Annotated in this window: 15 protein-coding genes; all 15 read right to left on the minus strand. The window is 43.5% G+C overall.

Annotated features, from left to right (window positions below; all coding sequences use genetic code 11):
• Position 1 precedes the first annotated feature (1 nt).
• The 15 genes from DBR40_RS21165 to DBR40_RS21235 all read right to left on the minus strand — a co-directional run bounded on the left by DBR40_RS21165 (position 2) and on the right by DBR40_RS21235 (position 24,229).
• Positions 2-2,854 carry a hypothetical protein gene (locus DBR40_RS21165; protein WP_124561727.1) on the minus strand — a complete coding sequence of 951 codons (2,853 nt, stop codon included), beginning with the start codon at positions 2,852-2,854 and terminating at the stop codon, positions 2-4.
• Between the two features lie 306 nt (positions 2,855-3,160).
• Positions 3,161-4,975, minus strand: coding sequence for a hypothetical protein (locus DBR40_RS21170; protein ID WP_124561728.1), 1,815 nt, complete (start codon positions 4,973-4,975; stop codon positions 3,161-3,163).
• Positions 4,976-5,050: 75 nt separating this feature from the next.
• The gene (locus tag DBR40_RS21175) at positions 5,051-7,054 is read right to left on the minus strand and encodes a DUF262 domain-containing protein (protein ID WP_124561729.1); all 2,004 of its coding nucleotides are present in this window, start codon (positions 7,052-7,054) and stop codon (positions 5,051-5,053) included.
• The gene (locus DBR40_RS21180; RefSeq protein ID WP_158674098.1) at positions 7,030-8,424 is read right to left on the minus strand and encodes a DUF262 domain-containing protein; all 1,395 of its coding nucleotides are present in this window, start codon (positions 8,422-8,424) and stop codon (positions 7,030-7,032) included. Before DBR40_RS21180 ends, DBR40_RS21175 begins: the two co-directional genes overlap by 25 nt.
• A 251-nt stretch (positions 8,425-8,675) precedes the next feature.
• Positions 8,676-10,814, minus strand: a complete 2,139-nt coding sequence (locus DBR40_RS21185) for an ATP-binding protein (RefSeq protein WP_124561731.1) — start codon at positions 10,812-10,814, stop codon at positions 8,676-8,678.
• Position 10,815: 1 nt separating this feature from the next.
• A complete protein-coding gene (locus DBR40_RS21190; protein ID WP_124561732.1) occupies positions 10,816-11,274 on the minus strand; it encodes a hypothetical protein in 459 nt (152 codons plus the stop codon).
• A gap of 1 nt (position 11,275) precedes the next feature.
• Complete coding sequence (locus DBR40_RS21195; protein WP_158674099.1) at positions 11,276-12,373, minus strand: serine protease; 1,098 nt, start codon at positions 12,371-12,373, stop codon at positions 11,276-11,278.
• A 32-nt stretch (positions 12,374-12,405) separates the two neighbouring features.
• Positions 12,406-13,470, minus strand: coding sequence for a ComEC/Rec2 family competence protein (locus DBR40_RS21200; RefSeq protein ID WP_124561734.1), 1,065 nt, complete (start codon positions 13,468-13,470; stop codon positions 12,406-12,408).
• A gap of 585 nt (positions 13,471-14,055) precedes the next feature.
• Positions 14,056-14,355 carry a hypothetical protein gene (locus DBR40_RS21205; RefSeq protein WP_124561735.1) on the minus strand — a complete coding sequence of 100 codons (300 nt, stop codon included), beginning with the start codon at positions 14,353-14,355 and terminating at the stop codon, positions 14,056-14,058.
• Positions 14,355-17,453 (minus strand): hypothetical protein, encoded by a 3,099-nt coding sequence (locus DBR40_RS21210; RefSeq protein WP_124561736.1) that lies wholly within the window; start codon positions 17,451-17,453, stop codon positions 14,355-14,357. Before DBR40_RS21210 ends, DBR40_RS21205 begins: the two co-directional genes overlap by 1 nt.
• A gap of 157 nt (positions 17,454-17,610) precedes the next feature.
• Positions 17,611-20,004 (minus strand): hypothetical protein, encoded by a 2,394-nt coding sequence (locus tag DBR40_RS21215; protein WP_124561737.1) that lies wholly within the window; start codon positions 20,002-20,004, stop codon positions 17,611-17,613.
• Between the two features lie 7 nt (positions 20,005-20,011).
• A complete protein-coding gene (locus DBR40_RS21220; RefSeq protein WP_124561738.1) occupies positions 20,012-20,437 on the minus strand; it encodes a hypothetical protein in 426 nt (141 codons plus the stop codon).
• A 37-nt stretch (positions 20,438-20,474) separates the two neighbouring features.
• Positions 20,475-21,896, minus strand: a complete 1,422-nt coding sequence (locus DBR40_RS21225) for a hypothetical protein (protein ID WP_124561739.1) — start codon at positions 21,894-21,896, stop codon at positions 20,475-20,477.
• A gap of 337 nt (positions 21,897-22,233) precedes the next feature.
• Positions 22,234-22,683, minus strand: a complete 450-nt coding sequence (locus tag DBR40_RS21230; RefSeq protein WP_124561740.1) for a hypothetical protein — start codon at positions 22,681-22,683, stop codon at positions 22,234-22,236.
• Positions 22,673-24,229: a hypothetical protein gene (locus DBR40_RS21235; RefSeq protein WP_124561741.1), complete on the minus strand. Its 1,557-nt coding sequence runs from the start codon at positions 24,227-24,229 to the stop codon at positions 22,673-22,675. The genes DBR40_RS21230 and DBR40_RS21235 overlap by 11 nt, the downstream gene beginning before the upstream one ends.
• Positions 24,230-24,258: the final 29 nt, after the last annotated feature.

The raw sequence follows: 24,258 nt of genomic DNA on the forward strand, positions 1-24,258 counted from the left end.
ATTATTGTTCTAAGATGGTTAAATTCTGCCCCAGGCTCCGGGCAATTTTTTCAGCGGCCTTCATCAATACCCCGGAGTAAACCAGGTAAGGTACCGGTTGCCCCCCTTCCCCGGCCTCGGTCCCGGGCTTCGGGAGACGCCTGGTTTCCGGGAGCCTGCCTGTATGCAGGAACAGGTTACGCTCTATCTCTTCGGGCAAGCGGTAATAGGCCGGTACAAAAAAAGCATTGACTGCCTTGTTGTAAACCAGGACATCGGTCCCTGCGGCCTGTAACAAAAAATATTTTCCCGTACGGGGTCCGGTCTCCCGGTTATAATGCACCCCATCGGTTTCCAGGCGGATCACATAGTGCCATTTCCAGGGCTCTACCTGATACTGGGCAAGTGAGGGATATTGCAATGCAGTATCCACAGCCGGATTAAAACCCGCCCTGGACAAGTCGAAAATCTTATATCTGCTGGTCACGTGGAGATTGAAGTCAGGTTGGTTTAAAAGCATATCCAGCCACTCCCCGAAAGTCGGTAAACCTGCCATGTAAGTGTAATTCGGTTTGCAATCCGCCTGTCCAAGCAGCGCTAATACCGCCAGGGTCGCCTGGTTGCCTTTCCGCTCATACAGATACACCGAGGGCGGCAGTAACGAGGTGTCACTACTCTCCCTGAAAATCCTCAGCTCAGCCCCGTACTGCAGGCATATCCCGGAGATCTGCTTCAGCAACGAAAGCGAATAACAGCCACAAAGTGAATAAAGGCAACCTTCAAATGCCCTCATTGCATTCCATGAAGGTATCGGGAAATTCTGGAAATTCCCCAGCCGGACCAAAAATGGCGGGATTGCCTCCAGGGTTTTGGCGCGGCCTTTCGGATCATACTGGATATTTACCCTTAAGCTCTCTTTAAGCGCATTCAGGGTATAACTGCCAAAACTTTTATTCCATTTAAGCGCAGCGGGTTCGGCAAAAATACGGTAAACCGCGAGATCGAAGCTACCGGTATCCAGCCTGGAGATATAACTGATATATTCAAGCAACCGGATTGCAGCACCGGAGCGCGCATCGATTCCCCCAGGCAACAGCTCATTGGCGTGCCAGTATCCAAACTGCGGTGGGGTGGAAAAGACAAAACCGGGGTTTTTGAGAAGATTGTTTGCTACCTTGAAATTCCCCTCTTCCTCGCTGCATTGCACTAAGGGCATCTCCAGGACACCTGCATGATATTCCGCCCTTACGCCGTCTTCAAGCGGGACAATCTTCAATATCCCGCCATTGGGCAGATGCACATGCGGACTATCTGGGACCAGCCCCAGCATATAGCTGCCGCCGGGTATCCCGGCCGGTATCAAAAAGCGTTGGTCCTCAGAAATAGCTAAAGTAAAATTCCCGTTTGATCCGTGCAGGACCAGTTTTTCTTCACCCGCCGCCCCGTCCATGATTACCCCGATTTCATAACCCGCTATAAATTCACCGCCTTTGTTGGCGTTCAATCCACCGACATAGGAAAGTGACTGATGTGCCGGAAAACAAAGCTTGGCAATCCCTGAATCAGAGGCCCCGGAAAAGCCGTTATTGAACCTGAACATCTCCCAGTCCCCGATCATTCCATCATCCAGGATGTCCTCAGAAATTAAAACCCCACCACTGCTGTAGATCCATGCGAACAGCTCCTCAACGGTATCTTTTCTGGCAAGCAAATATTGCCTGCCCAGCGGTTGTATATGCTGGGCCTCCAGCAATACGGAAGGATCAAGTCCCTCCTTATCACCTTTACAGAATACAAAAACCCTTTCTTCAACCGGGGAAAACACCACTTTCAGGCCAACCTGGTTATCCCGGTACTGCTGTCTGGAAAAACTTTTGCATTTCAAAGCGGAAGACCACTGGTTGGGAAAGATTTCCACATCCGCCCCATTGATCCTCAGCCCGGCGTCGCCGAACAACGAATCACGGAACCTGAAACTGAATTCCGCATACCCATCACGGCCGACACTGAAGCACAGGCGCAATCTCCGTGACTGGTAAAACCGCTGCTCCCCGTCTTCTTCCAGCTCTACATCCCCCTGCCACTGCTGGTAATAGGCTTTCAGTATGGAAAATATGATACCCTTATCCTCCGACCAGCTGGGTGAGGAAACGATATCCAGAAACTCCTTCCGTTTGGCTACTTTGAGAAAGCACTCGAAAAGAACGCTGTCCAATACCTCAGCATTGGGTTCCTGGTCCATTAAAAACAGGTACCTGTAGAAATCCAGAACCTGTTTTCTGGAAAGCAGGAGATGGGTATAGGGCTTCCCCATATACTGGAACTTCTGTGAGGAAAGGCTTTTATCCGGCAACAGTCCCAGACTGCCTGCTTTATACACATTTGCCCACCAGACAAGTCCATCCCAGGCCTTGTTCCAATTCATCCCTTCGTTCATCGAAGGAAAAAAATTAGCCGGAATCCCGAAAAATAAACATACCCGTTTATACCTGCCCTGCTCATTGCGGTCCAGTACCGCCATGAGTACGCCTACCAGATGCACCAGCGCCGGCGGATAATGTACGGGGTACTGGATATCATTGACCTTACCGAAGAATGACTGCCCGCGCTTGTGGAAATCATCCCCATGCCGGTATTCGTAGTTTATCTTTTCGACAAGCCCCCTTATTGGTGATTTACTAGGGTATCCCTGCCTCCAGGCCTGCTTGAAATCTTCCAGGATATCCTCACCCGTAACTTCATCCCCGGTATTGAACCCCTTCCGCGCAGCCTGTATGAGCTCATCTTTTGAGACCAGTAGCGACACCATCTTCCCTTGCGCATCTTCGCAAAAAAGCAGGTCTCCGATCAGGTTATTCCATTGCAGGTAATTCATTAAAATTAATATTTGATTTTCTAAAAGTTTGTTCCACCCGCGGCGCTAAACATGTAAATGCCATGGACAAAGCCTGACCAACTATCATGTTACCCTAAAAACAGGGGCTATAAAAATAAGGGGAATGGAAAAAAGAGAAATTTGAGATGCGCATACATTTTGGTTAAATTGATATTACAAAACTAAAAGAATTATCGGGATGCGGAAATATGGCAGGCCATTGGATTGCGATTGTGGTTTTCCGCTTACATTACCTATTCTGGCCAGCCAGACCAAAGCCATCCCCCTATCCCGGCATGAAAGTATTTACTTTTTTGCATTTCCCAGAAGCGTCATCATCTCTTTCTTGCCCATCAGGTAATCTTCAATTATATCCGGCTTATATACCTTGCTTAACATCCCCAGTTTTGGCCAGACCCTGCTGTGCCGCACCGGCAATTCCCTGAAAGCTCCTTTTACCTCGTCCGGGAGATCAGCAAACACCCTGGGGAACTTCATGGCGAATATATAAATGTCCATTATAAATTTGTGGGCTTCACTGAAAGGAGTCCGTTCAATAGCCTTAAGGATCAAATCGATTTTGGATGCAGTTTCGGCATTGGAAAGGGTTGAAAAGGCTAGCGGTCCTGATTTCTCCAGGTATGCCCCCAGTTCTAGCGCCTTGTCAAACTCTTTGAGCTTTATCAGGAGCAGCCCGGACAGCTCCCTGACCAGATATACCAGGTCATACCTGTTTATCAGGTCCAGGTACACCAGGAGTTCCAGTTTGCCCTTTACTTCCTTATAATGCGCGTGACCTTCTTCCTGTTTCATCAACCGGATCATTTTAACCAGGTCGCCGATATGGTTAATGCCCAAACTGCCTTCATTGGCCATATTATTGAGAAAAATCAGGTTAGTTTGCAATCCGGCAGCGGTGTGCAGGAGGTGCTTAAGATCAAGGATCATATGGAAACTTTTGGTTTTGATATCCATGTCCTTGCCGCTGTGGCTGAACTTGTTCCGCTTTTCCGGAAGGTAAAACTGGTAGTAGTCCATATCGAAATCCCCATTGGATGCAACCGTCCTGAGTACGCCGGCTTTCTGGGGCAATGCTTTAAGGTCCTTCCTGTTATTGCCGGCAATCTCCAGAAGCTCCACCACAATCCCCTCAACCTGCGGAAGGGCAAGCGCGTAAAAGCCATACCACAGTTCCCGGCCCGCCATTTCGGCAAGCTGCTTAAAGATTTCCGTACGCTTGTTAAGCAGCGGGATCTTGGCAATTTCCTTTAAAACTTCAGCGATGACCTTCATATGGTCAAGCCTTTCAAGGATTTCCCGGTCGAGCACCTGGTGGCTGGCTGTCCGGATATCACCGGTAAAATCGAAGACAAACATCTTGTTTTTGTACGGATTGATTTTTTTATGGTCGATCCTTTCCAGGTCGACTTCAAACTCGAGCTTTCCAAACCTGACAATGCCATCCATGTAGGGGTACTGCAACTGCTTTTCCATCTGGGGATAGATAATGCCTTTCTTCACCTGTTCCACATAGTACCGGCCAGAGCGGGTAATGGCAATCTCCTTTGCACCATGGGCGATATACTCCCGAATTTCGCGGGCTTTTTCCCTCGCACGTTTATAGAACAGGTCCATGGTATATTCACTGTGGGCACGGCCATTTTCCCTTTTTCCCGCATTAAGCTCCTGTATGAATGGCTCGCGCTCATAATCCCTTAGGACATCCCCAACCATTGCCAGGTCTGCAGTGGCCTGTCTGATCAGTCCATCGTAAATCGCCTTTGGCGGCTCAACGACCCTGAGTACCTGTTCGCAGAAAATGGCAATGACATTTTCATCGGAGCTCCTGTGGACTGCCACTTTTTTCTCCATAAGCAAGCGGCAGTTTTTGGCTACCACAGCTTTATCCGTGGACAGTTCAAAGCCTATCCCGTGTAAAGCCCGGCCGGCAATGGCCACAAGATTACCCTCCAGTAAAAAGTCCCTGCCGGTCTTTGCCATGATTATTTCCCCGATATCATAAAGGGGCATGTTTCCGGCAATGAGTTTTTTATATGGCCTGGTAAAAAGTGACCGAACCCGTGACCAAAGATCTTTCAAAAAAGAAATTAAAATATTCATGTATGGAGGTATTTAAATCCTGGGGAACAGGTGTGTCAACAGGCGGACAACTACCCATTCCCCTGATTACTTTTATCATTCCTGAAGTCCGCTGGTTTCATCATCATCAATAGGTTCCAACGACAGGGACACATCAGCGGGCGGGCTTAATTCACCCCGGTAATGGGCTTCCAACAGCCTGATCATTTTATTGCGGTGCTGCAGGATTTTCCCCTCGTCCCAGGATTCCCCGTGGTCATAACCTGAAAAAATCACCTGTGACTTCAGTGAATCAAAGGTCCCTTTACCTTCGAATTCCGCACGTTTGACATTGACCTGCTTCCTTCCGTACTCCGAATTCTGGCTCACGTTGAGCAGCACCAGGTTACCAAAACTATCCAGGCTGTCTTTTTCCATGGGCTCCCTATATTCCGGTTTCTGCGGAAAGATATGCTCGATGGAATTCTTTGAGGTAATACGGAACACCTTAAAACGGCTTTCAGTCCTGCCCTCCCAGGTCTTCCAGAGTACATATTCCAGTTTCTGGAACCAATAACGGTAAAAACCCGTACCCAAAGGCCGTTCAAGGTATTTATCCATGCTAAAGGCTTTATTTTCTATGTTTGCCATCAGGCCAAAGCTTGCTTCGCTGCCACTGTCGGTGCTCAACGAGAGCGCATTGTCAATTGATTCGAGCAGCGCCACAACCCGGGCGCTCCCCGGTCCCGTATCAAGGGATAAATCCATCAGGTGATGGAGAAAAGGAGTCAACCAGTACTGCCTGAGGTAATCCCCCGTGAAGTACAGCACCGACTGGAGCATCTGGGAAGCAGATTTATCCATGATGCTCCTGCCAAAGTAATGTTTTTCATTTTTGCCCAACCGGCTCAGCTCCAGGTACTCCTGTTTACTGTCCAGGTCCGCAGTCCATTTGATGATATATTTATCAAAAGTAAACCTCACCGCCCAAAGCAGCTCCAAAAAGGCCCTAATTTCCTCTTCACTGCTTCCTGCGAGCCCATCAAAGATCTGGATCAGCCTGGTGGCATTAAAGCTTTGGCCAAAGTCCTTATCCCCTTTCCTGTACAGATATATCCTGTAGGCGTGGATCAGCAGCTGGCTAAACGGTATGATCGACCTGCAATAGCCATTATGCTGCTCTCTTTCCGGTCCGCGGCCAATATCCTCAGCCACGACAGTCCCCATGAATATCGACTCTATGGTCGCCTCCAATGCATTCCCTGTTCCATCGCCATCATCCGAATACCGATAAACACCCGGCAAAAAGCCGGCTAAATCCGGCAGCCCGACCCTGGACCAGTCCGTATGCGGGAAAATCTTGCGTATGTTCCGCTCAAAATAATCGTCCATGTTCTCACAGGCCTCCCATATCTTCCCATAGCGCACCCTTTCCGGGATACCGTGCAACAGTTTGGCCTTTACGATGTCACTCTGTTCGAGCTGGATACCCGAACTGTTGATCGTAGCAAAAAGCTTATTCAGGTCTATGTTTACAGGTGCCAGGTTCTCAACCATAATCAAGCGGGTGAACAAAAAATCCCCAAATGCCGCCAGGTCCAGCCCCATCCCCTGTTTGTCTTTTGCACGTTCCTGCAGCCACACCCGTATAGTGGCCAGGCCCGCTGTTATATGCTTCAGATAGGGTTTCCCCTTGATATCTTCCTTACTGTATCGGCTTGCTGCTTCAGCAGGAAAATCGGCCAACAGCTCAAAATATTCCCTTACCTCCCTGCGGATCTCAAAATCGATCCTCAGTGATTTGCCCAGCCGTAGAAAGCCTGTCATCGCCGTCTCCACTTTTAGCTCGTGCAATATGGCCGCGACCATCCAGAGCGTTGTAAACCGCTGCTGTCCGTCAATGAGTTCAAACGCTTTCCCACGCTGCTCGGTAAGGACTGTCCCTATAAAATACGGGGATTCAGGATCCACCAAATAGGCCTGCATTGCATCGTAAAGCAGCTTTTCAATCTGTTCCACTCCCCATACGTAAGGGCGCTGATAGGTTGGGATAACAAAGCTCCGCTCACTCAGCGCTGAAATACTGACCAGTTGACTCAGGAACCTTTTTTCATCTGCCATTGTATCGCCTTTTTTAATTTGTTGTCAAAATCTGTTGTATCTATAGATTCCCTGCTAAACTGGCCGGAAAAGTAATTACCCAGCATCAGTATATATTTCCCTTTAACATTGTTAGCCCCGCAGTTTGCCGTGCTTATCGTATAATCTTTATCCCTGAGCTTTTCGATAAGCCCCTCAGCGCTAAAGGCATTCAATATCCTGTCCAGCAGCTTCATGTCCCTGGCAAACGCATATACCCCGTCTTCCCTGACCGTCCGCTCTTTTACGACCCTGAGGGAATAGATATAACGGAAACACCACAATGAAAAACCGAAAAGATCCTTCAGTCCGAACCTGCTCACAAAGACAATAACCCCCAGTTCAAAAAGATCCTTTAAAAAAGCCGTCCCGTTTTCGCCGTTTATAACTGCATCACGGAACAAATGGAACCGGGGATCTACCCGGTAATCACCCTGGGTAATGAAAAGCTGTTCGTACAGCCCTGCATAACCATCCAGGTAATCCATGAAGTTGTTGCCATCGGAAAGGGGCTGGCGTATGGCAGGGAGGCCACTCATATACCCCATCTGTTCCCCGTGCGGTCCTTTGACCACCTCTACGGTAAGATAAGATCTGTCAGGCCCATTATGGAGCGTATTTTGCGTAAATTCCCCGACAACGCTTTCCTTAACTGCTAATTTATCCCGGTAGGAAGGAAACTCCCTGCGCTCAAGTGCATCCCAGAACCTCGCCTTGGCGAGCAGGCTGATTACATGGCCTATAACCGCCATGTCCCTGGATTCCCAGCGCACAGCTTTGCTGTTCATCTGCGCAGCTGGACGGATTGCCCTTAAGTGGTGGGATTTGATGATATCCGGTCCGGACAGCCGTTTACCACCTGTATTCTGGGTTTCAAAAAACGTATAGGCAAGATCCTCGCTATCGGTCACAACCAGGGTTACATTGATCCGCCCAAGGTCTATATTAGCGATGGTAATTTTGCCCGAAACCAACTTTCCCCTTAGCATTTTGATATTGCCCTGTATACCGGCCATGCTTACCGGGGATTTGTATATAATGCCGGAAGCTATTGCATCCTGCTGAAACTGCTGCAGGATAAGCAGGGTTGTAATGCGCTGCTGCCCGTCTATGATATTCAGCTTTCCATCGGTCCTGTGGAGAATCAGGCTGCCCAGATAATAATCCGCTTCAGCGCTGTGGCCATTGAGATCGTTTAATAACCTTAAGACCTGTTTCTCTCCCCAAACGTAGGACCTTTGGTATTCGGGTATCGTTAACTTCCCACAGATGTTGGTTTTTCCGATAGCCATATTTCCGGCATGCAGCAGATCCTTTACTGAACAGCTGGCCACTTCCAGGCCGGGAAGCATTGTCAAGCACATATATGTTAATTTAGATTAATCAATAAATAGCGAAAATTTTTAATCAGTTGCCTGCAATTATGTGGAGCTGGAAGAAAATGGCCAGGGAACTGAAATCCAGACCAATCGCCGCGGTTATTTTATTGTTCTTTCAAAAAAACATCCGGGACATATTACCCATAAAACCGATCCGACCCACATTTGCGTTAAATTGCCTCCTGTCCCCTTACGTTATGGTCACAACACTTAAAATCATTTGTTTATAAAATATTTATGCTTTTGCCCTCGGTTGGTAACCGGTAGATATGGTAGTCGGTCCGTTCGGTCAAATCCGCAATGAGGTCCTGTAGGTCCATCCTGTCTTCCTGCGCCTCGCCAGGCCTTGAAAGCACCTTTTGAAACGAGGTTAAAATGATGGTCTGCCTGTTTTTTATGGCCGCGGTTTTTTCAAACAACGTTTTCAAACTCACACTTTTTACGGAATGTTGGCCGGGTTCATCCAATAGCAGCAGCCCTGGATGATTAGGCGCATTAACCAATAGGGACAGTGAATAGGCCCAGATGGTACGCACAAAATCCGATGCAGATGAATTGGTTTTGATCGACTGCGGCAGATCACTGGTGCTGGATGTTTTAAAAACCGGAAAATATTTGAACGGCTCGTTCTTCTGGATATAGATGTTAAAGGCCTGATTGCTCGAATAACCAAAAGGGAACAGGTAATCAGTTTTAAAAATAGCCTCAAAGGCGTCAAGCTTCCGCAGGTCTTCCTGTTTGCTGCCTTCAAGTCCTGCTTTTTGCCTAAGGACATCCTGGTACTCCAAAGCAATTTCTTTCAATACCTGGATATACCGTTCAAACCGCTGTTGACCATAGCGGAAATCATTGACTTTTTTCTCCAGCCTCACCCTGTTCAGACTATCGGTATCCGAATAATCACGGTCATCTTCTATAAGTTCCCTCAATATGATTTTGATCTCTTCCTCATACTGGCGTTGCTTGTTAAGGTAATACCTGCGCATAAGTTCCTTTTCCGCTATGACCTCCGCCAAAGAACTTATTGAACGTTTGATCATATCACTTTGACCGTTCAGATAGGAAATGTTCTCATCCAGGGTATATTTTTCGATTGTAACGCCTTCCTCCTTCATCAGATCATCTGAAACGCTCTGGTTACAGGTCGGGCATCTGTCATAAACATCTGAAACGATCAGTGAATCCTCAATGACATTTTTAATTCCCTTATGCGCTGAAAGTTCCCTGGTGATTACCGATAAATGTTTGGATATATTTTCATGCTGGTTTTTCTGTACACTCAGGGCTACATCAAACTCCTCATACTTCTTCATGAAATCCTGCTGCAGTCCGTAGAGCTCCTCGAGGCGTTCCCTGATATGCGACTTATTCTCCCCTACCTTTTTCACCGGTGTAGCCAAAAGCCCGGCTAATTCAGCACTATACTTACCGTGAAGGGAGGAGATGGTCTTCTGGATATTATCAGCGTCATCGAGCACAAACAGTGAGACCGTTTTTAAAAGATCGGGATCCCCGGTGATACTATCCGGTAAATCTTTGAGCACACCATCGAATTCAGATGCAAGGAGGTCCAGCCTATTGGTAGCCAAATCCCATTTATGGGTAATCTGCTTCTCTCTCCTTTCCACAAAATCCCGTTGCGTGGCAACCTCCAACTCTTTCAGTTGCAACAGGAACTCAAATACCTTTTCTTTGGGCCGCGTAATACCGAAATAGGGCATGGTCGCCATGATATCAGACCAGCCCTTTGTCTGTTCAATAAAAATGGCGGTAAAAATTGCCTGCATGTACAGCGGGCTTCTTCCTTTTGAGGATGTATTCAGGACTTCCGGGATTTCCAGGCCGATGAATTCAGCAAGCCAGTGGTAAAACCCATAATCATCCTCATTGTTGCGATGGTTCCTCATAAAAAGTGGGGTCGACCTGCCCCCAGGACCAATATCATCGAAAGAGCAGTGGTAAATCCGTACTTTCTTGGTTTGTTGGTCATTTCCTTTTATGTCGAAATCATTTGAGTTAATAAACCGTGATATGGTCGCAATCTCTCCCCTATGGTTCTGGATTTCTAAATAAATCCTCGAAAAAAGAACCTTATAAGAGGTAACCGTGCCATCATCCGCCGTTAATTCAAACTCTTTCTTGACTGCCTTGCCAAGCGCCTTCTCATTTAAAGCACCAAGTTCCAGCAGCTCTTCCATCCCCAGCGCATAGTAGATACATGACCCGATGGTTGATTTACCCTTGGAGTTTTCACCCGCAATGATATTGAGTCCACTGTGAAATGGAATGTCGAAGCCATATTTATCATTACCAGTATTATCTGATGAAATAATCTCAAGCCTTAATCTGTTTAATTTTATCATGTTAAATAAGCTCCCAGTTTTTATTTACTTCGGTGATGGTACTTTGAGGCAGTACCCCGATATCTTTTATCTTCGTGATTTCCGGCGTGAAAACATCCAGTTCCACTATCCGTTCGAGCACCCTTAGGCCCTCCGGAAGAATACTTACCTGCAGAAATTTGTTCTTGACCTCCCTTTCGCAAAGGCCATTGATAACCGCGAGCGTAATTACCTTATTCATTGCCGGTTCAAATACCCAGGGTACGACGGAGGTTCTTCTTTTTGTTTTAATATCCATCAATACCGCAAAATTTGCCTCATCCCTAAGCCCCCACATGAACAGGTGCAGTTTTAACAGGTTTGCATTATACGGCCTCTGGCAACCATAACGGAGTATCGCCAGCAGCATTACGATCTTGTAGATCGGCTGGTACCGTATGGGAACAGGGATTCCTTTTAAATCTAATTTTACCTCTATCATATCAATCCCTAAAATCAAATGAACAGTTCATCAACCACCAGGTAACCTTGTGCCTGGCCAATTCTATGGTCTGCTTGTTGGACTTGTCCCCTACCAGATCTTTAATGTGCTCGGTAAATTCGGCCTCCAGTTTCCTTAAAAGGTCTTTTGCTTCGTTCGGGCTGCCAACGGTCCGGGTATACAGGTCCCTCACCGACTCTTCAAAACTTTTAGAAGTCTCGTTATATTGCGAGATCAGGTTTCCCCATCCGGAAATATTGTGGTTCCGGTATTCCCTATCCAAAAAATTCAGTATCCTGCGCCTTGCCATCTCTTCGGCTCTTTCCTCATCGGAGGTAAGGACTTTCGTTTTCCTTAGCAGGTCATTGAAATGCCTGTCATTATTCTCTATCCAGGATTTCACATCCTCCTCGGTAATTTTTTTCTCGGCTGCCTTCTCCCACAGCCTGATGTTATCGATATCCCCAAGGTCTACAAAGCTCTTGGCAAGTGTATTTTTAAAATTGGTTGCCCGGCAACAATGGATATCATCATTTAATGCCTTTGTACCAACAACGCTCTTCAAATGGCCGATGAGGTAGACAGTCTTTGCACGGATAATGAATACCCCGCTTCCGGATAGTCCCTTGGCAGCAGCGGCACCCTGGGTGCCTGATTGGCTGAAGGTCTTTTGGGTCAGCGATATCTTAAACTCATCCTCTCCAAGGTCAATGACCTTTGCATCCCAGGTCCTTGGAGCAGCGCTGTTAATTCCCTGGTATCCCCTGAAATATACCCGTTCTTCAGTAAGGAACTTCTCACCCACCAGTATATCCATGTGGTCACAATCCATTTCGGGATCTTCAATTTCCAGCAGCGCCCAGTCATACCGCTCATTGATATCGGCAATCCGCTTTAACACAAGCGGTATAAATACATCCTGGTCATAACTTGTTTGGTATTCCAGGATTATATTTCCGGGATCCAGGCCACGGTATTGTCCGGTATCCCCGTGTATGCAATGCTCAGCGGTCAGGACAAAATGTTTACCTTCATGTTTGAGTATAACGCCGGTCCCCTGGTTGGCCCGCTCACCGTCAATTAAGATAGCCGTTCTCACGCAGCATTTATTAAGTAGCTTATGTGGCATATTTAAGGGATCAGGGTTATGTTGTCGATAACGTTTGCTTTTGCTTTTTTCATTTCATCTCCCGTAAAAATTTTTCCGCTGCTTAGTTCAATCTCCGGTAAGGGATAGTTAAAATAAAGGTTGACCTCTTTGGTAAGATCCCGTCCCGGATGGTACAAAATCCTTGCTATTGTTTCCCGGGAGGGATGCCTGCTTCTTCCCGTACCTCCATTCGTGGAAAAAATATAATTCCCGCAGTCAATCAGGCCAAGTAATGCGTTTGATGTATTATTGTGGCTGCCATGATGGGAGACCTTAACATAATCTACAATGAGCTTATTGTCACCATCATTATATTTCCTTTTTTTCAAATTCTGTTCTACTATCTCAGCCCTTGAGTCGGCCAGTGCTAAAAAACTGAAGTCAATACCCCAAATCACGAATGCAATGGAAGAACTGTTAAACAGGTCATCCTCTATTTCCTTTGCATGCTTAAACTCTGTCGCTGCCAGATCCTCCAGCCCGCCTTTTTTCAGCTGGGATTCCCTGCCGCCGGATACTTTGATATCCTGGATTTTCTCCAGATATTCACCTGAAAGAACGGGCCATTTTTCACTTACCCGATCAACTATTCCCTCAGGCGGGGACAGCACCTCTATTTTTATCCCATTCCCAATATCGAAATCCGTTTGGTCGGTGATCTTTCGTGAAAACTTTTCTTTCGGCACATTTTTGTCTATCAGCAATTCTTCCATTGTGATCGCATGCTTGTATGCGATTTTATCTCCATCCATCCGGGCAGGCAATAGGTTGGCACAATTTATCCAGAAACATTTTATATCGATCCCGTCAAATACCGTACTATCGATAAAATTGGTAAGGCCTTCGATATGGTCAGCATCTATATGTGTCAGCACCAATAAGTCAATGGTTCCGATCCCATCGAGCAAATCCATCAGATGGTAATCGAAAGTTTCATAGGGACCTCCGTCAATCAATATGTTGAATGGCTGCTCCGAACTATCAAAAGTTTTGATCAGGATGCAGTCTCCATGGTATGCTTTTAAAATAAAAATTTCGGACTTCAAATCTAGGCATGTTATAATGTGAAACGATAATCGGATTCTGAAACCTCCTGTTGTAAAAACCGGACACTTTTACCGGAAAAACAATGGTATGGCAGAGCGCCTGATTGAATGGGATTGAGCATAAGAATAATTTAGATTGCGGAATTTAGCAACATTTTCAGGAAATACCCCCATTAAATAAATTTTATCAGTGTAAATTATCAAAATGTCCACGCATGCTACAATGTTAATAAAAACTATCACAACTGATTAGTCAGATCTGAATTTACCCAGAAGTGAGTATTCGCGGCGACTTCCCTCAACTAACAGTGAATTGAGGGCTGAGTGCGTCCCGTTTCCTGCAGAAAAACCAAATCCTGACACATCCCCTTAAATTTAAATTAAAATCATAATCCCTGGACCAAACGCCCAAGTTCCACTATTTTTTTCATTTGCAATTACGGGTTGGGGATTTATGTTCACCAAATCGAATCATGCAAATTTTTAAATCGATTTGTACGTTGAGATTTGACGCTCCATTAATTTAATAGCCTATTAAATCATTAGCGAAAGCAAAAGAAGCACGATAATAAACCGTGCTTCTTTCTATTTTTTAATATTTCTAAACAAACCACATAAACCAATCCCAAATAAAAGCCATCCCGTTTTCGTATTGGCCAAGTCTAAGCCGAAAAGGCTTTTTATTACATCGTTGGCCTTTGGTTCAATATATAAAATCAAGCTAGCAACGACGATTACACAAAATGCCCAAAGCCAAATGGCAAAATTTTCCTTCATGAAAATATCCGGTTTAAATGAATTTGTAGCAATATATTCTTTCGCTTTGAATAGGTTGTAAATGAGGATCCCCAGCCCACCCATTACGATCATTAAAATATTACCCATTACCATGTTGTTTCTACTGCGGATCTCACCCAAGTATTGGTATCAATACATTCATAACGATAACCATCTGCCGCAATGATCTGGCCTTTTACACCTGTGGAGGTTGGCCCCGGAGCCGCAGACGAAGTGTTTACCAGCAAAGTATAAGTACTTGCAGCGAGTTGTTCAGTTAAAAGCCTCCCACTTGTCCCTGGTAATTCTATATCCACCCCAGTAGTTAAAGTACCCTGATATGGTCTAACAATGGATATATGGTGAGTGTCCCCAACCGTGTTTCTGAAAAATATTCGCCCGGCATCAAAGCCTGTAAAAACTTTTGGATTGCTTGAATCTTGGAACAATAAAGAACTGCCACCAAAATAGGATTGGCCTGTATTTTGTGTTATATATAACCCCTCACCATTTACGCCTAACTGATAATTACTGTTACCACCATAATATCCACCGACACCATTAGAACGCATGGTGCCATTAATATGAATTTTCCCTGTTTGCGGCGAATAATCATTTGGAGTTAGTATAACGCCAGATTTCTCTGTTAATAGTGTCCCACTTTCATTAGGTAATTCACAATCCCTGTTATCGGTTAATAAATTTGCTCCGATAGAAACTGATTTACTTCCTAAATATCCCGGACCTGTTAAACTTAACCTGTTTCTTTGGATGCCTAGAAATTCACCTTCACTATCTCCAAAAAAGACTTTTTGCCCGTTTGCATGCTGAAGAAATGCGCCTGTTGAAAAACTTAACCTTAAACCATCCATGGTAGTGCTGTTGCCACTTCCGTTTGTTATGGTTCCTCCTCCCGCCAAGGGTAAGTAATCACCCAAGTCGCTTGTATATGCCACTGTTGCATTTGTTACGGGAGTGGGAAATGTAACATTATGGCCTCCTATGATACTGCTTTCGGGAATTAAATTCAAGTACCCATCAGCCCTATTAAAACCTATTCCACTAGTTTTGAGTGATGCCCTGTTTCCAGTGGACAAATCTTGTGTTTCAAAATAATTATAGCCTGGGTACGCAGGATTGTCAGTTAAAACCATTGCCCCGTAAAATGTATTGTACGCTTCTCCTATAGAGGCAATTGGTGCACCTGCAACAGACTTAATGTTCATATACCCATTAGCTGTAAACGTATCATCTGAATTTTTCTGAAAACCTAAATTATTTGTACCCTCGTTTAGTGGTAGCGTACTTGTATTCTTTGTTATAAAAGTATTTTCATCTATAGTTTTTAATTCACCTCCATTATCTTGCCTAACAAGTAAACTGTAGTTTGAAGTTGCAACCGGTGGAGTTTCTACTAATTCGACTTTTGCACCAGATAAAGCTAATCTTTCAACACCACCAATATTATAGTTACCTAATAAAATTGATGAACCAGTACCTCCCATATTAAAAAATAGTTCCTTTTCAGCTGATATACCCATATTAGTCGTTGCTGCAATGGCAAGCGAACTCGAACTGGTTATATTTAATCCTGGGGTTTCAAATTCGTCATTATCAGTTATAGTATTAACGCGAACTCTGGGCGCGTACAAACCTTGAAACCTATTACCAGAAATCCTAATATTTGCATTATCCAGACTAATACTAGCATTTTGAGGCGTTGAAGGACTTGCATAAATAAACTCACCTGTAGGTGATACCGGAACATCTCCTTCATACAACCCTCGTTTTGAACTGCGTTTCATTAGTCCTGTATTGACATCCTGTACTAATGGGTAATGATTAGTCGATGGGGCTACATTTTCAGCTGCACTGCCTATATTAATACCACCAGTATTTCCTTCCGCTACGCCATAAAATTGAACTCCTCCGCTTCCTGAACTAGCATCTAAAAACGATGTGCCTCTAACATGAAAATTACCGGCTGGCTCACTCGTATTCACGGCTAATTGGCCAAATTTCCCTGTAGACAGTGCTAAACCACCGGATTGATAAGAGTCTGAAATAGCTCTTGTGTTTTCAACATAAGGCATACTGGAAATAGCCACTTGCTTCATTGCTCCGCTTGTAATATCTCTTACCAAAACAGAGTAATCCTCCGATGTTTGGATTGGCAATGTTTGCTCTAAATATATTTCTCCCCCTCTAAATCTAGTCCCATAACCATTTAACAAATCCCCATTTGACACAAGTATAATATTGCCTACTGAATTTATATATGTAGCCCCACTAACCCCATTAGTAACATTTCCTGCTAATGTCCCAAAAAATTGGTTTGCCTCTACATTTCCGGTTATGGATATTGCAGTTGTCCCATTTCCTGGATCTCCTATAAATCCTGTTTGGCCGGAATCACCTATAAATCTTATAGGTTGGCCTTCAATTAATCTCAATGTTCCTGACAGATCACCGCCTGTTGATGATAAAAAAGGTAATGAGTTTACATTTACATACTGAACCCTTCCCCCAAAGCCAGGAATAGCACTGGTAACCAATAGCCTACCATAGCCACCATCATAATCCCCACCATTTACATTTGGATAAAATAAATTGCCAGTAAAAAATTTATCTCCACCTACATCTTGAGCAGTTGTTAAATCAACATAATTTGATAAATCATTTCTATAGGCCAAAGGAATACCATCCCAAGTCAATCGATCTTCGTTAAATCCTGTAATCCACTCTATCCTTTTATGTGTCCCTTCACCATTGTCAAAATCCCAAGCCATGGAATAGCCCCCAGGTCCCCCATCAAATCTCGATGAAATCGTAGGCGGTATAGAAGGGTGGCCAGTACTAAAGATTTTTGTAATTAATCCTGGGGTATATAATGGGCCCGTTAAAGTCCCACCTGTTAATGGCAAATAGTTAGCTAAATCACTAACTGCGGCGTCAGTCCATATTTCTGAAACGGGGTTATAAATCCTAAGCTTTCCCAAGCTTGTGTTAAAAATAATTTTAACAGTGTTTTGCGGCAAGCCTGGCGCATCTAAACTATCGGTATCGCTTGTTGGAATACCCATACGCTTTAAAGCGATAAGATAATTGTCTACCTGCGAATAGTCGCTACTAGAACGTATTTTATTGGTTGGTGGTTGCTGAGCTGCTGCTGATAAGTCGGTTTCCATAAGAATATTTTTTTTCATTTGTGTTTTATCATATCAATATTAGAGCATTCGGTTTTCGCGCATATAGGTTTAGTCCCAGCACCAAAAGAAGTTCAGTTTAAGAAGCTCAAAATTGTTATTTAGTTATAGATTAACACGCAAGCATGTATAATCCTGGTATTATAAGTAGTTACCTCTACAGCGCTGTTTTTACAAAATCTCCAGCATCATTGATAGTTACCCTATAACGGGTACCATTGGGGGATTTTAATATAATCCCTTTTGTTAAATCGGTTACTTCAACATCACCGCTTGCTGTAACTTTGGCTGTATTTACTACATCTGTTGAAATAGCTACCGGAGCAGATATTGAGCCGTTACCCATGACTATTAGAGCACCACTGTTTCCAAACCTTAGTGTATTGTCATCTTCTTGGTAAATTGATGTTTGCGTGCTACCATCCGAACTGTATAAGTTTATATGTCCTTTCTTGGCTATGTTTAATGCGTTCCAATCAGAGCTAGCGTTACTGAAATTAACAGTACCATTAATATTTCCTCCACTAAAATCAACCGCGTCATGTGCTTTAAAATAAGCATCTCCTCCAGTCGTCCGCATGGAGTTAACCACCAATTCACCATCGTAAATATTTACGTTTCCAATTACAGTGCCTCCGGTTAAAGGCAAGTAACCGGATAAACGGCTATCGATATACTTCTTAGGCATTGCTGTCTGAGGTGTCGAGTTAACCCAATCATCATCACTATTGTACTCTAAACCAACTCCCGCCACTGCGTCATTGATTCTTATACCTTTATCTGTCTCAGTAGTATTCATAGCAATGCCACGTTGCCCTAAGAAACCGGCAACAAACAAATTCAAATCTGCCCTCGTTTCTGTAGAAGAGGCTTGTAAAAGTCCGGCAGGGCCACTATCATAGTCACCGTGGCCTATACTTGTAGCACCCTCATTCATCCTTAACCACGGTTGTACCGGGTCGGCCAAATTACCTAATTGAATGCCCCCTGGCTGCAAATATCCGCCAATCTGTATCCTGCCATTACCAGTATCGATCAACCCATTGGAGTGAGTGAATAACGAATATTTTTGCGCCTGGCCGATTCTACCGTCACTAAATTTTACAACGACTTGAAAGGGGTCAGCTATTTCAGCTCCAGGAAAGTTTGCATCCGTATTTCCTGCAAATGGAATAGCCTCGCCCTCAAATAAGGCTTTTTTCCCATCGACAAGCCTATATATCCCGCTGGCAGCTATATTAAATAAAAATGGGTTGTCATTGTTTCCGAAAAAATGATTCTCAGCTTGATACTTTGTGCTACCAAAAGAACCTGCTTGAATACTACTGTGATATGTCCCATGGCTTCTAAAATCAATTATACCATCAGGCTTTAAGGTTACGCCCGATAAGCCTCCATACGAAAACTCTAAATTTCCCGATTTTGTTTGGTCTTCTACCTTATTGATGAAATTACCTATAACCCATTTCCTAGGCATCAAAGTTTGTTCATCCACTGCGTTACTCCAATCAGAATCCTCATTATATCTTAATCCATACCCATAACCATTATGAATGCGCATGTCATTTTCCGAGGCCTTCCAGTCTATGCTCTTATAAGTATATGTACTTCCGTCTGGGTTTTGTACAGCTGAGCCTAACACTGTGTTTGTATTACTATAATCTGCGTCCATGGGACTTAGGTTAATGAATGACTGCGCTTTAGTAAACGGATATCTACCTGCACTTAAAACCGTTTCATTTGTACCTAATTGAAGGTAAGTTTTAAAATCTTTGTCCAATTGAAAATCCCCAACAGCATTATTACCTGACTTTCTTATAAAATTCCCGTCAGCGATACTATTCATTTGGCCTAAACTTATAACATCATCATTTTCTGTAGCTGGCGTTGTAACTTTAACATGGTTCTGTGATAGAATCAATTGTTCGCCATTCACACCAAAGCGCATCGTTCCTAAACCGCTATTAGTATAACTTATAAATTTAGCAATATCATTATAATGCGCACCGTAGAGATCACCAGCATTGCCAATTTGATACATATACAGTTGATTTTCGCCAGATATGAGACTAACCCCAGCAGAACCATCGCCGGTAAAGTTCCTTACGGTAACCCCAGGATTATCGTGCCCAGGAGTATAAAAATTAGTTTGCAATAAGCCGTCCAAACCTAAATTGCCAGCCTTGATTTCATTGCCAGTTTTATGTATAACGTTTTCTCCCAATACAGCAAACAAGCTATCAACTTGCGTTTTCTTATAATATGGAGTCAAATCTGAAACACCAGCATCACTCCAAGAAGTAGACAAAGGGTTATAAATCCTTAGCCGCCCTAAGCTTGTATTGTAGATGATTTTCACGGTATTTTGAGGTAAACCGCCCGCGTCCAAATTATCCGTTTCGCTAGTTGGGATGCCTAAGCGTTTTAAACCAATCAAATAGTTATCGACCTGTGAATAATCACTGTTAGACCGAGTTTTATTTGTTGGTGTTTGTTGGCCTGTCGCCGATAAGGCCATAGCCATCAGCATAATTAATAAATATTTTTTCATTTATATTTTATTTGATCAATATCAGTGCATCGATTCCACTCAATGTAAACCGGTATTCTTTTGGCTTACCATCCTCACCAGTAGTAAATGTGATGGGCACCTGTTCTAAACTACCATTCAGCCAAACGCTAAAATTGCCATAGGCCCCAAAAATTGCCTTAAGCTCTCCACTCCAGGGAAGCACATACTCTTCGGTACCAGAAACAGTGATTGGGTAGGCAAAAAACCTATTATTTACATTTTGCAGAAGGGCGTCAAAAGCCTCTTGATCAGCCTTTTCATCAAAACGGGCATCCAGATTTTCAATTGAACTTGCAGGAATAACCTGGTCTTTGTGCCAGAAGCTGTCCCATGTATCCCAAAATTGTTGTTGGGTCGGTTTTAAACCGGTTTTAAACCAGTTTTTTATCGTATTTAAAGTTTGTTTTGCCATTATTAAATTATTTAAGAAGATGCAGAGACATCAGGTTTTATTTAAGTGTATATGTAAATGATATATAGCAACTGGATGGGGTAGTTAGTGTTGGTCTTGTAGATACATCAGCTGTGCCGTCGCTTACTGTACCTTCTATAAATACAGGCCCCTGTAACCTAAGTGACCCATGCCCTGCCAAGTCTTCGGGGGTTGTAAAAGTTGACTGGTAAGCCATGGGTAAACTAATTTTAAAAGCTGAATCCTCATTAGCTGTGAAAGGCATAAAAGTGACATTACCGTATATTGTAATTTCATTACCCACCTTAGTATAATGGAAGGTACCTGCCGTAGCACTTGCAGTATTCAATCGAGCAGATAAAACTGGTGTATATGTCCCACTTGCATAAATAGAATTCAAATAGGCTGCAGACACCGCATTGGCTCCATTTGGAGCTCCGCCGCCCCCACTAATTCTTACCAAAGGTGCTGTTATTCCCCCATTGTCTATAGTCAGCACTGTACTGTATACTGAGGGGTTTGCAGCTGAACTCGTTTGAACTATTAAATTATTTGTTGCACTTGGCCCACTACCAGTTGTTACGCTTCTTATGATGTAATTAGACTTAGCTCCATTAAATGCGATTGTATCAGCAGAGGACTTTAAGCTGGTTATGCTTCCATTTGGTATTGTCACTTTTCCGGATACATTGATATTGTTGACTTTTAAAAGTCCATCAATATCTTGTGCGCCACTGAAAGCATTTCCACCATATAACTTAGCATAAGCGCTTACATCAGGTAAATCTTCTAGTGTAGCAAGTGTGCCATCCTTGCTTGGTAGCCTATTGGTAACATTGGCAGGCTCCAAGCCTCTTACTATTGAATTTTCATATCCACCCGATTTCATTCGGATATATGAGGGTGTCATCTCTAAACTGTTATTGTTATCTGTGCTGATGTTTACTGCTACGGGTGTAATCTGAATTGAACCGTTAGGCGTAGAAGTATTATATCCATCAAGATTTATTTGACCACCGCCGGCGCTTCCGTAAAAAGCAACTGTTCCACCGGAAATTGTTGCATTAAGTGATTCATCATTGTTACTTGAAGTAACACTACCTTTTAAATTAATATTTGCCGTTTGTTTTACATTGGCCAAAATATATCTATTCAATAAAAGATCTGTTTCTGCTTTGGTATAAAATTGAGTTAAATCTGCTTCAATAGCTGGCCTCCAATCTACACCATTGTGGATGTAGAGTATTTTATCAACTGTATTGTAAAATAGATTAACACGTGTACCACTACCCGTCAGTGTATTTGTAGCACCCGAGGGTATTTGCAGCCCTTTTAGAGCTGCTAAATAAGTATCAGCTTGCGTAAAAGCAGCATCTGCCCTGACTTTTAAAGGGGGCGGTGTTTGTGCCATTGTCATTAGGCTAACCAACAACATGGCAAAGATTAGTATTCGTTTCATATGTATTTTAGCTTATTAGCATCCAGTTGTGTCTCAACTGGATTACCGAATTAGTTGGTTTACTACATTAGCAAAGACGATTTTAGCAGATTCGTCCTTCAACCTTACCAGACTAAATAATTAAAGATGGAATTGTATTAGATCCTGCCGGGAGGATCAATTTATTGTGTAACATTAAAGTTTGTGCCTTTAACCAGCCGAACCAATTAAATAGTTTCGAGTGACTAAGCACTCATTGTTTTCGGCTATAGGAACATAATTTTGGATCTCCCCTCCCAATGGGAAAAGCTGGATTGTCCCTCCCTATTTCAACTCCCAAGGGAGCGTGGCCTCCCGGCTATAATCTTCTTGTTTGTATCGTATTAACGTAAGCGAGATAATCCTGAAATTCTACGCCAAAGCCTCTAATCAATGTCGTTTCCATCACCTGTATATCACTACCTGCCTGATTAAATTCAATACCTAAACCATTGATATTAGTTCCCGGGTCATTGTAGAGTATTGGCCGTTCTCCTTCAAGAGATAAACTACCGCCAGCGAGCTCAGATACTTCGTTATATTGTCCGGATTGACTTACTTCTAGTCCCATACCGCCTCCTAGAAGTTCAGTTGCTTCGTTTAAAACCTGCGTTCCGGCACCATCGTAAGTAAAATCAACCAATCCATTGATACCGATAAATTCATCGCCCGTAACATAGGCTTTTTCATTATAGATTACTGATTGCTCACCAGCAACAATATATCTGATGTTTGGTTGGATCTCACCAGTTTTTACATTATACTTCATATGCTGGCGGGGCTAAATTATTTGGCTGAATGGTGTAGCGTACCTGTGAAAATTTATGGTAAATCTTGAAGGGCTTAGACCTGTCGAAATTTCTATCCCCGTTTCCCCTCATAATTGCTCCTGTCGGAAAATTACCTTCATTATTGCTGGTAAGTGGTTGGTTTATCTCAAAATAGTTCCAAGGGGATGCCAAATCAAAAATTTTCCTTAAAACCCCGTCCCCAGTAAACAACAACTGCCCTTCAACACACTTTAAGCACTTGCCCATCGCTACAGTAGCACTATTATAGGTAATTTCAGCCTGCTCAACATAGTACCAAGCTCCAACTTCCAGGCTAGTACCTGCTGATATTGTTGTGGTTGCTCCATTACTGAATCGACATTCGACGTTCTCCCTTCCAGGCGCCTCCAATATTTCTACAACATAGGCATCAACTACAGTTGAGAAAGTACCTGCATTTCCCCTTAAGGATACGAATCTGCTGTCATCAGGCAGTATCTCCCCATTATACACGATACTTCCCCCCACAACCAGATATGGTGTGCCATCCTGTAAAATCTCACCTGCTTGGGTGGGTACATTTGATAAATCGGGTGTGCTATCAATGTATTCACCATTTCTATCTGCATTGTAACCAAAAGTTGGTAAAGACAAAATCCTTCTACCGGCAAGGTTTACAATCGGTTTACTTTCAATACTAGCGGCAAGATTTCTATCCGTAAGTCTGGCCGTATTCGGCGCAATGGTTAAGTTAATTGCAGTTGAAATATCAAGACCACTTTCCTCTACATTATCGGTAATTTTTAATGGAACAGCTATGGGTTTCGCTCCGATAAACGTACCATTATAATGCATGTTTTTAGCAGGGCTATCAAATGCCAGGGTATAATCACCTATTTCAGGATTATTAAATTTAGGATTGCCGAAGGCGCAATTTTTCCATCCCAAAAGATCGGCTCCATCCATTTTTGACTTTAACCAAGTAATTAAATCATCTATTGCATCAAACTCTTGAAATTGTTCGCCCTCAACATAGGCCATTTTAAACCTACAGTTGTTAAATAAACTATAGTCCAGTCTTGGTATCAAACCACCAAACTCAATCTCACAATTATCAAAAATTGAAAAATAGGCATTATTTAAAACATGATTGTGTTGATCGGCCGCTATAAAAACCCTTGAATTCACAAAAGTATTGTTCCCACTAAAGGGCAAAGCCAATTCGTATCTTCTGGCAAACAAAAATATTCTTGTATTATCAGAAAAATTAGTTTCATAGATGTTGTATTGGTGATAATTTGCTTGATTACTATATATATTGGCTTTAGTCTTATATTCGCAATAGCGGGATTCATTACAAGAAATTGAATAACTCGATCTAATTTTAGCACCGAAACAAAAAGACATGTTTATGTCCGATCCTGCGATTTCATTATCAACAATCACATTGCCATCGGCATAACAGTAAAAACCTTGTAAACCTCTATAAACCCCACTTGCCAAAATCCCATAATAATTGTTATTAGGTGTTTTAAAAGGGTACATCCTGCTTCCATTACCGGTTTCATCGTTTC

Source organism: Pedobacter sp. KBW01 (assembly GCF_003852395.1).
Classification (GTDB): domain Bacteria; phylum Bacteroidota; class Bacteroidia; order Sphingobacteriales; family Sphingobacteriaceae; genus Pedobacter.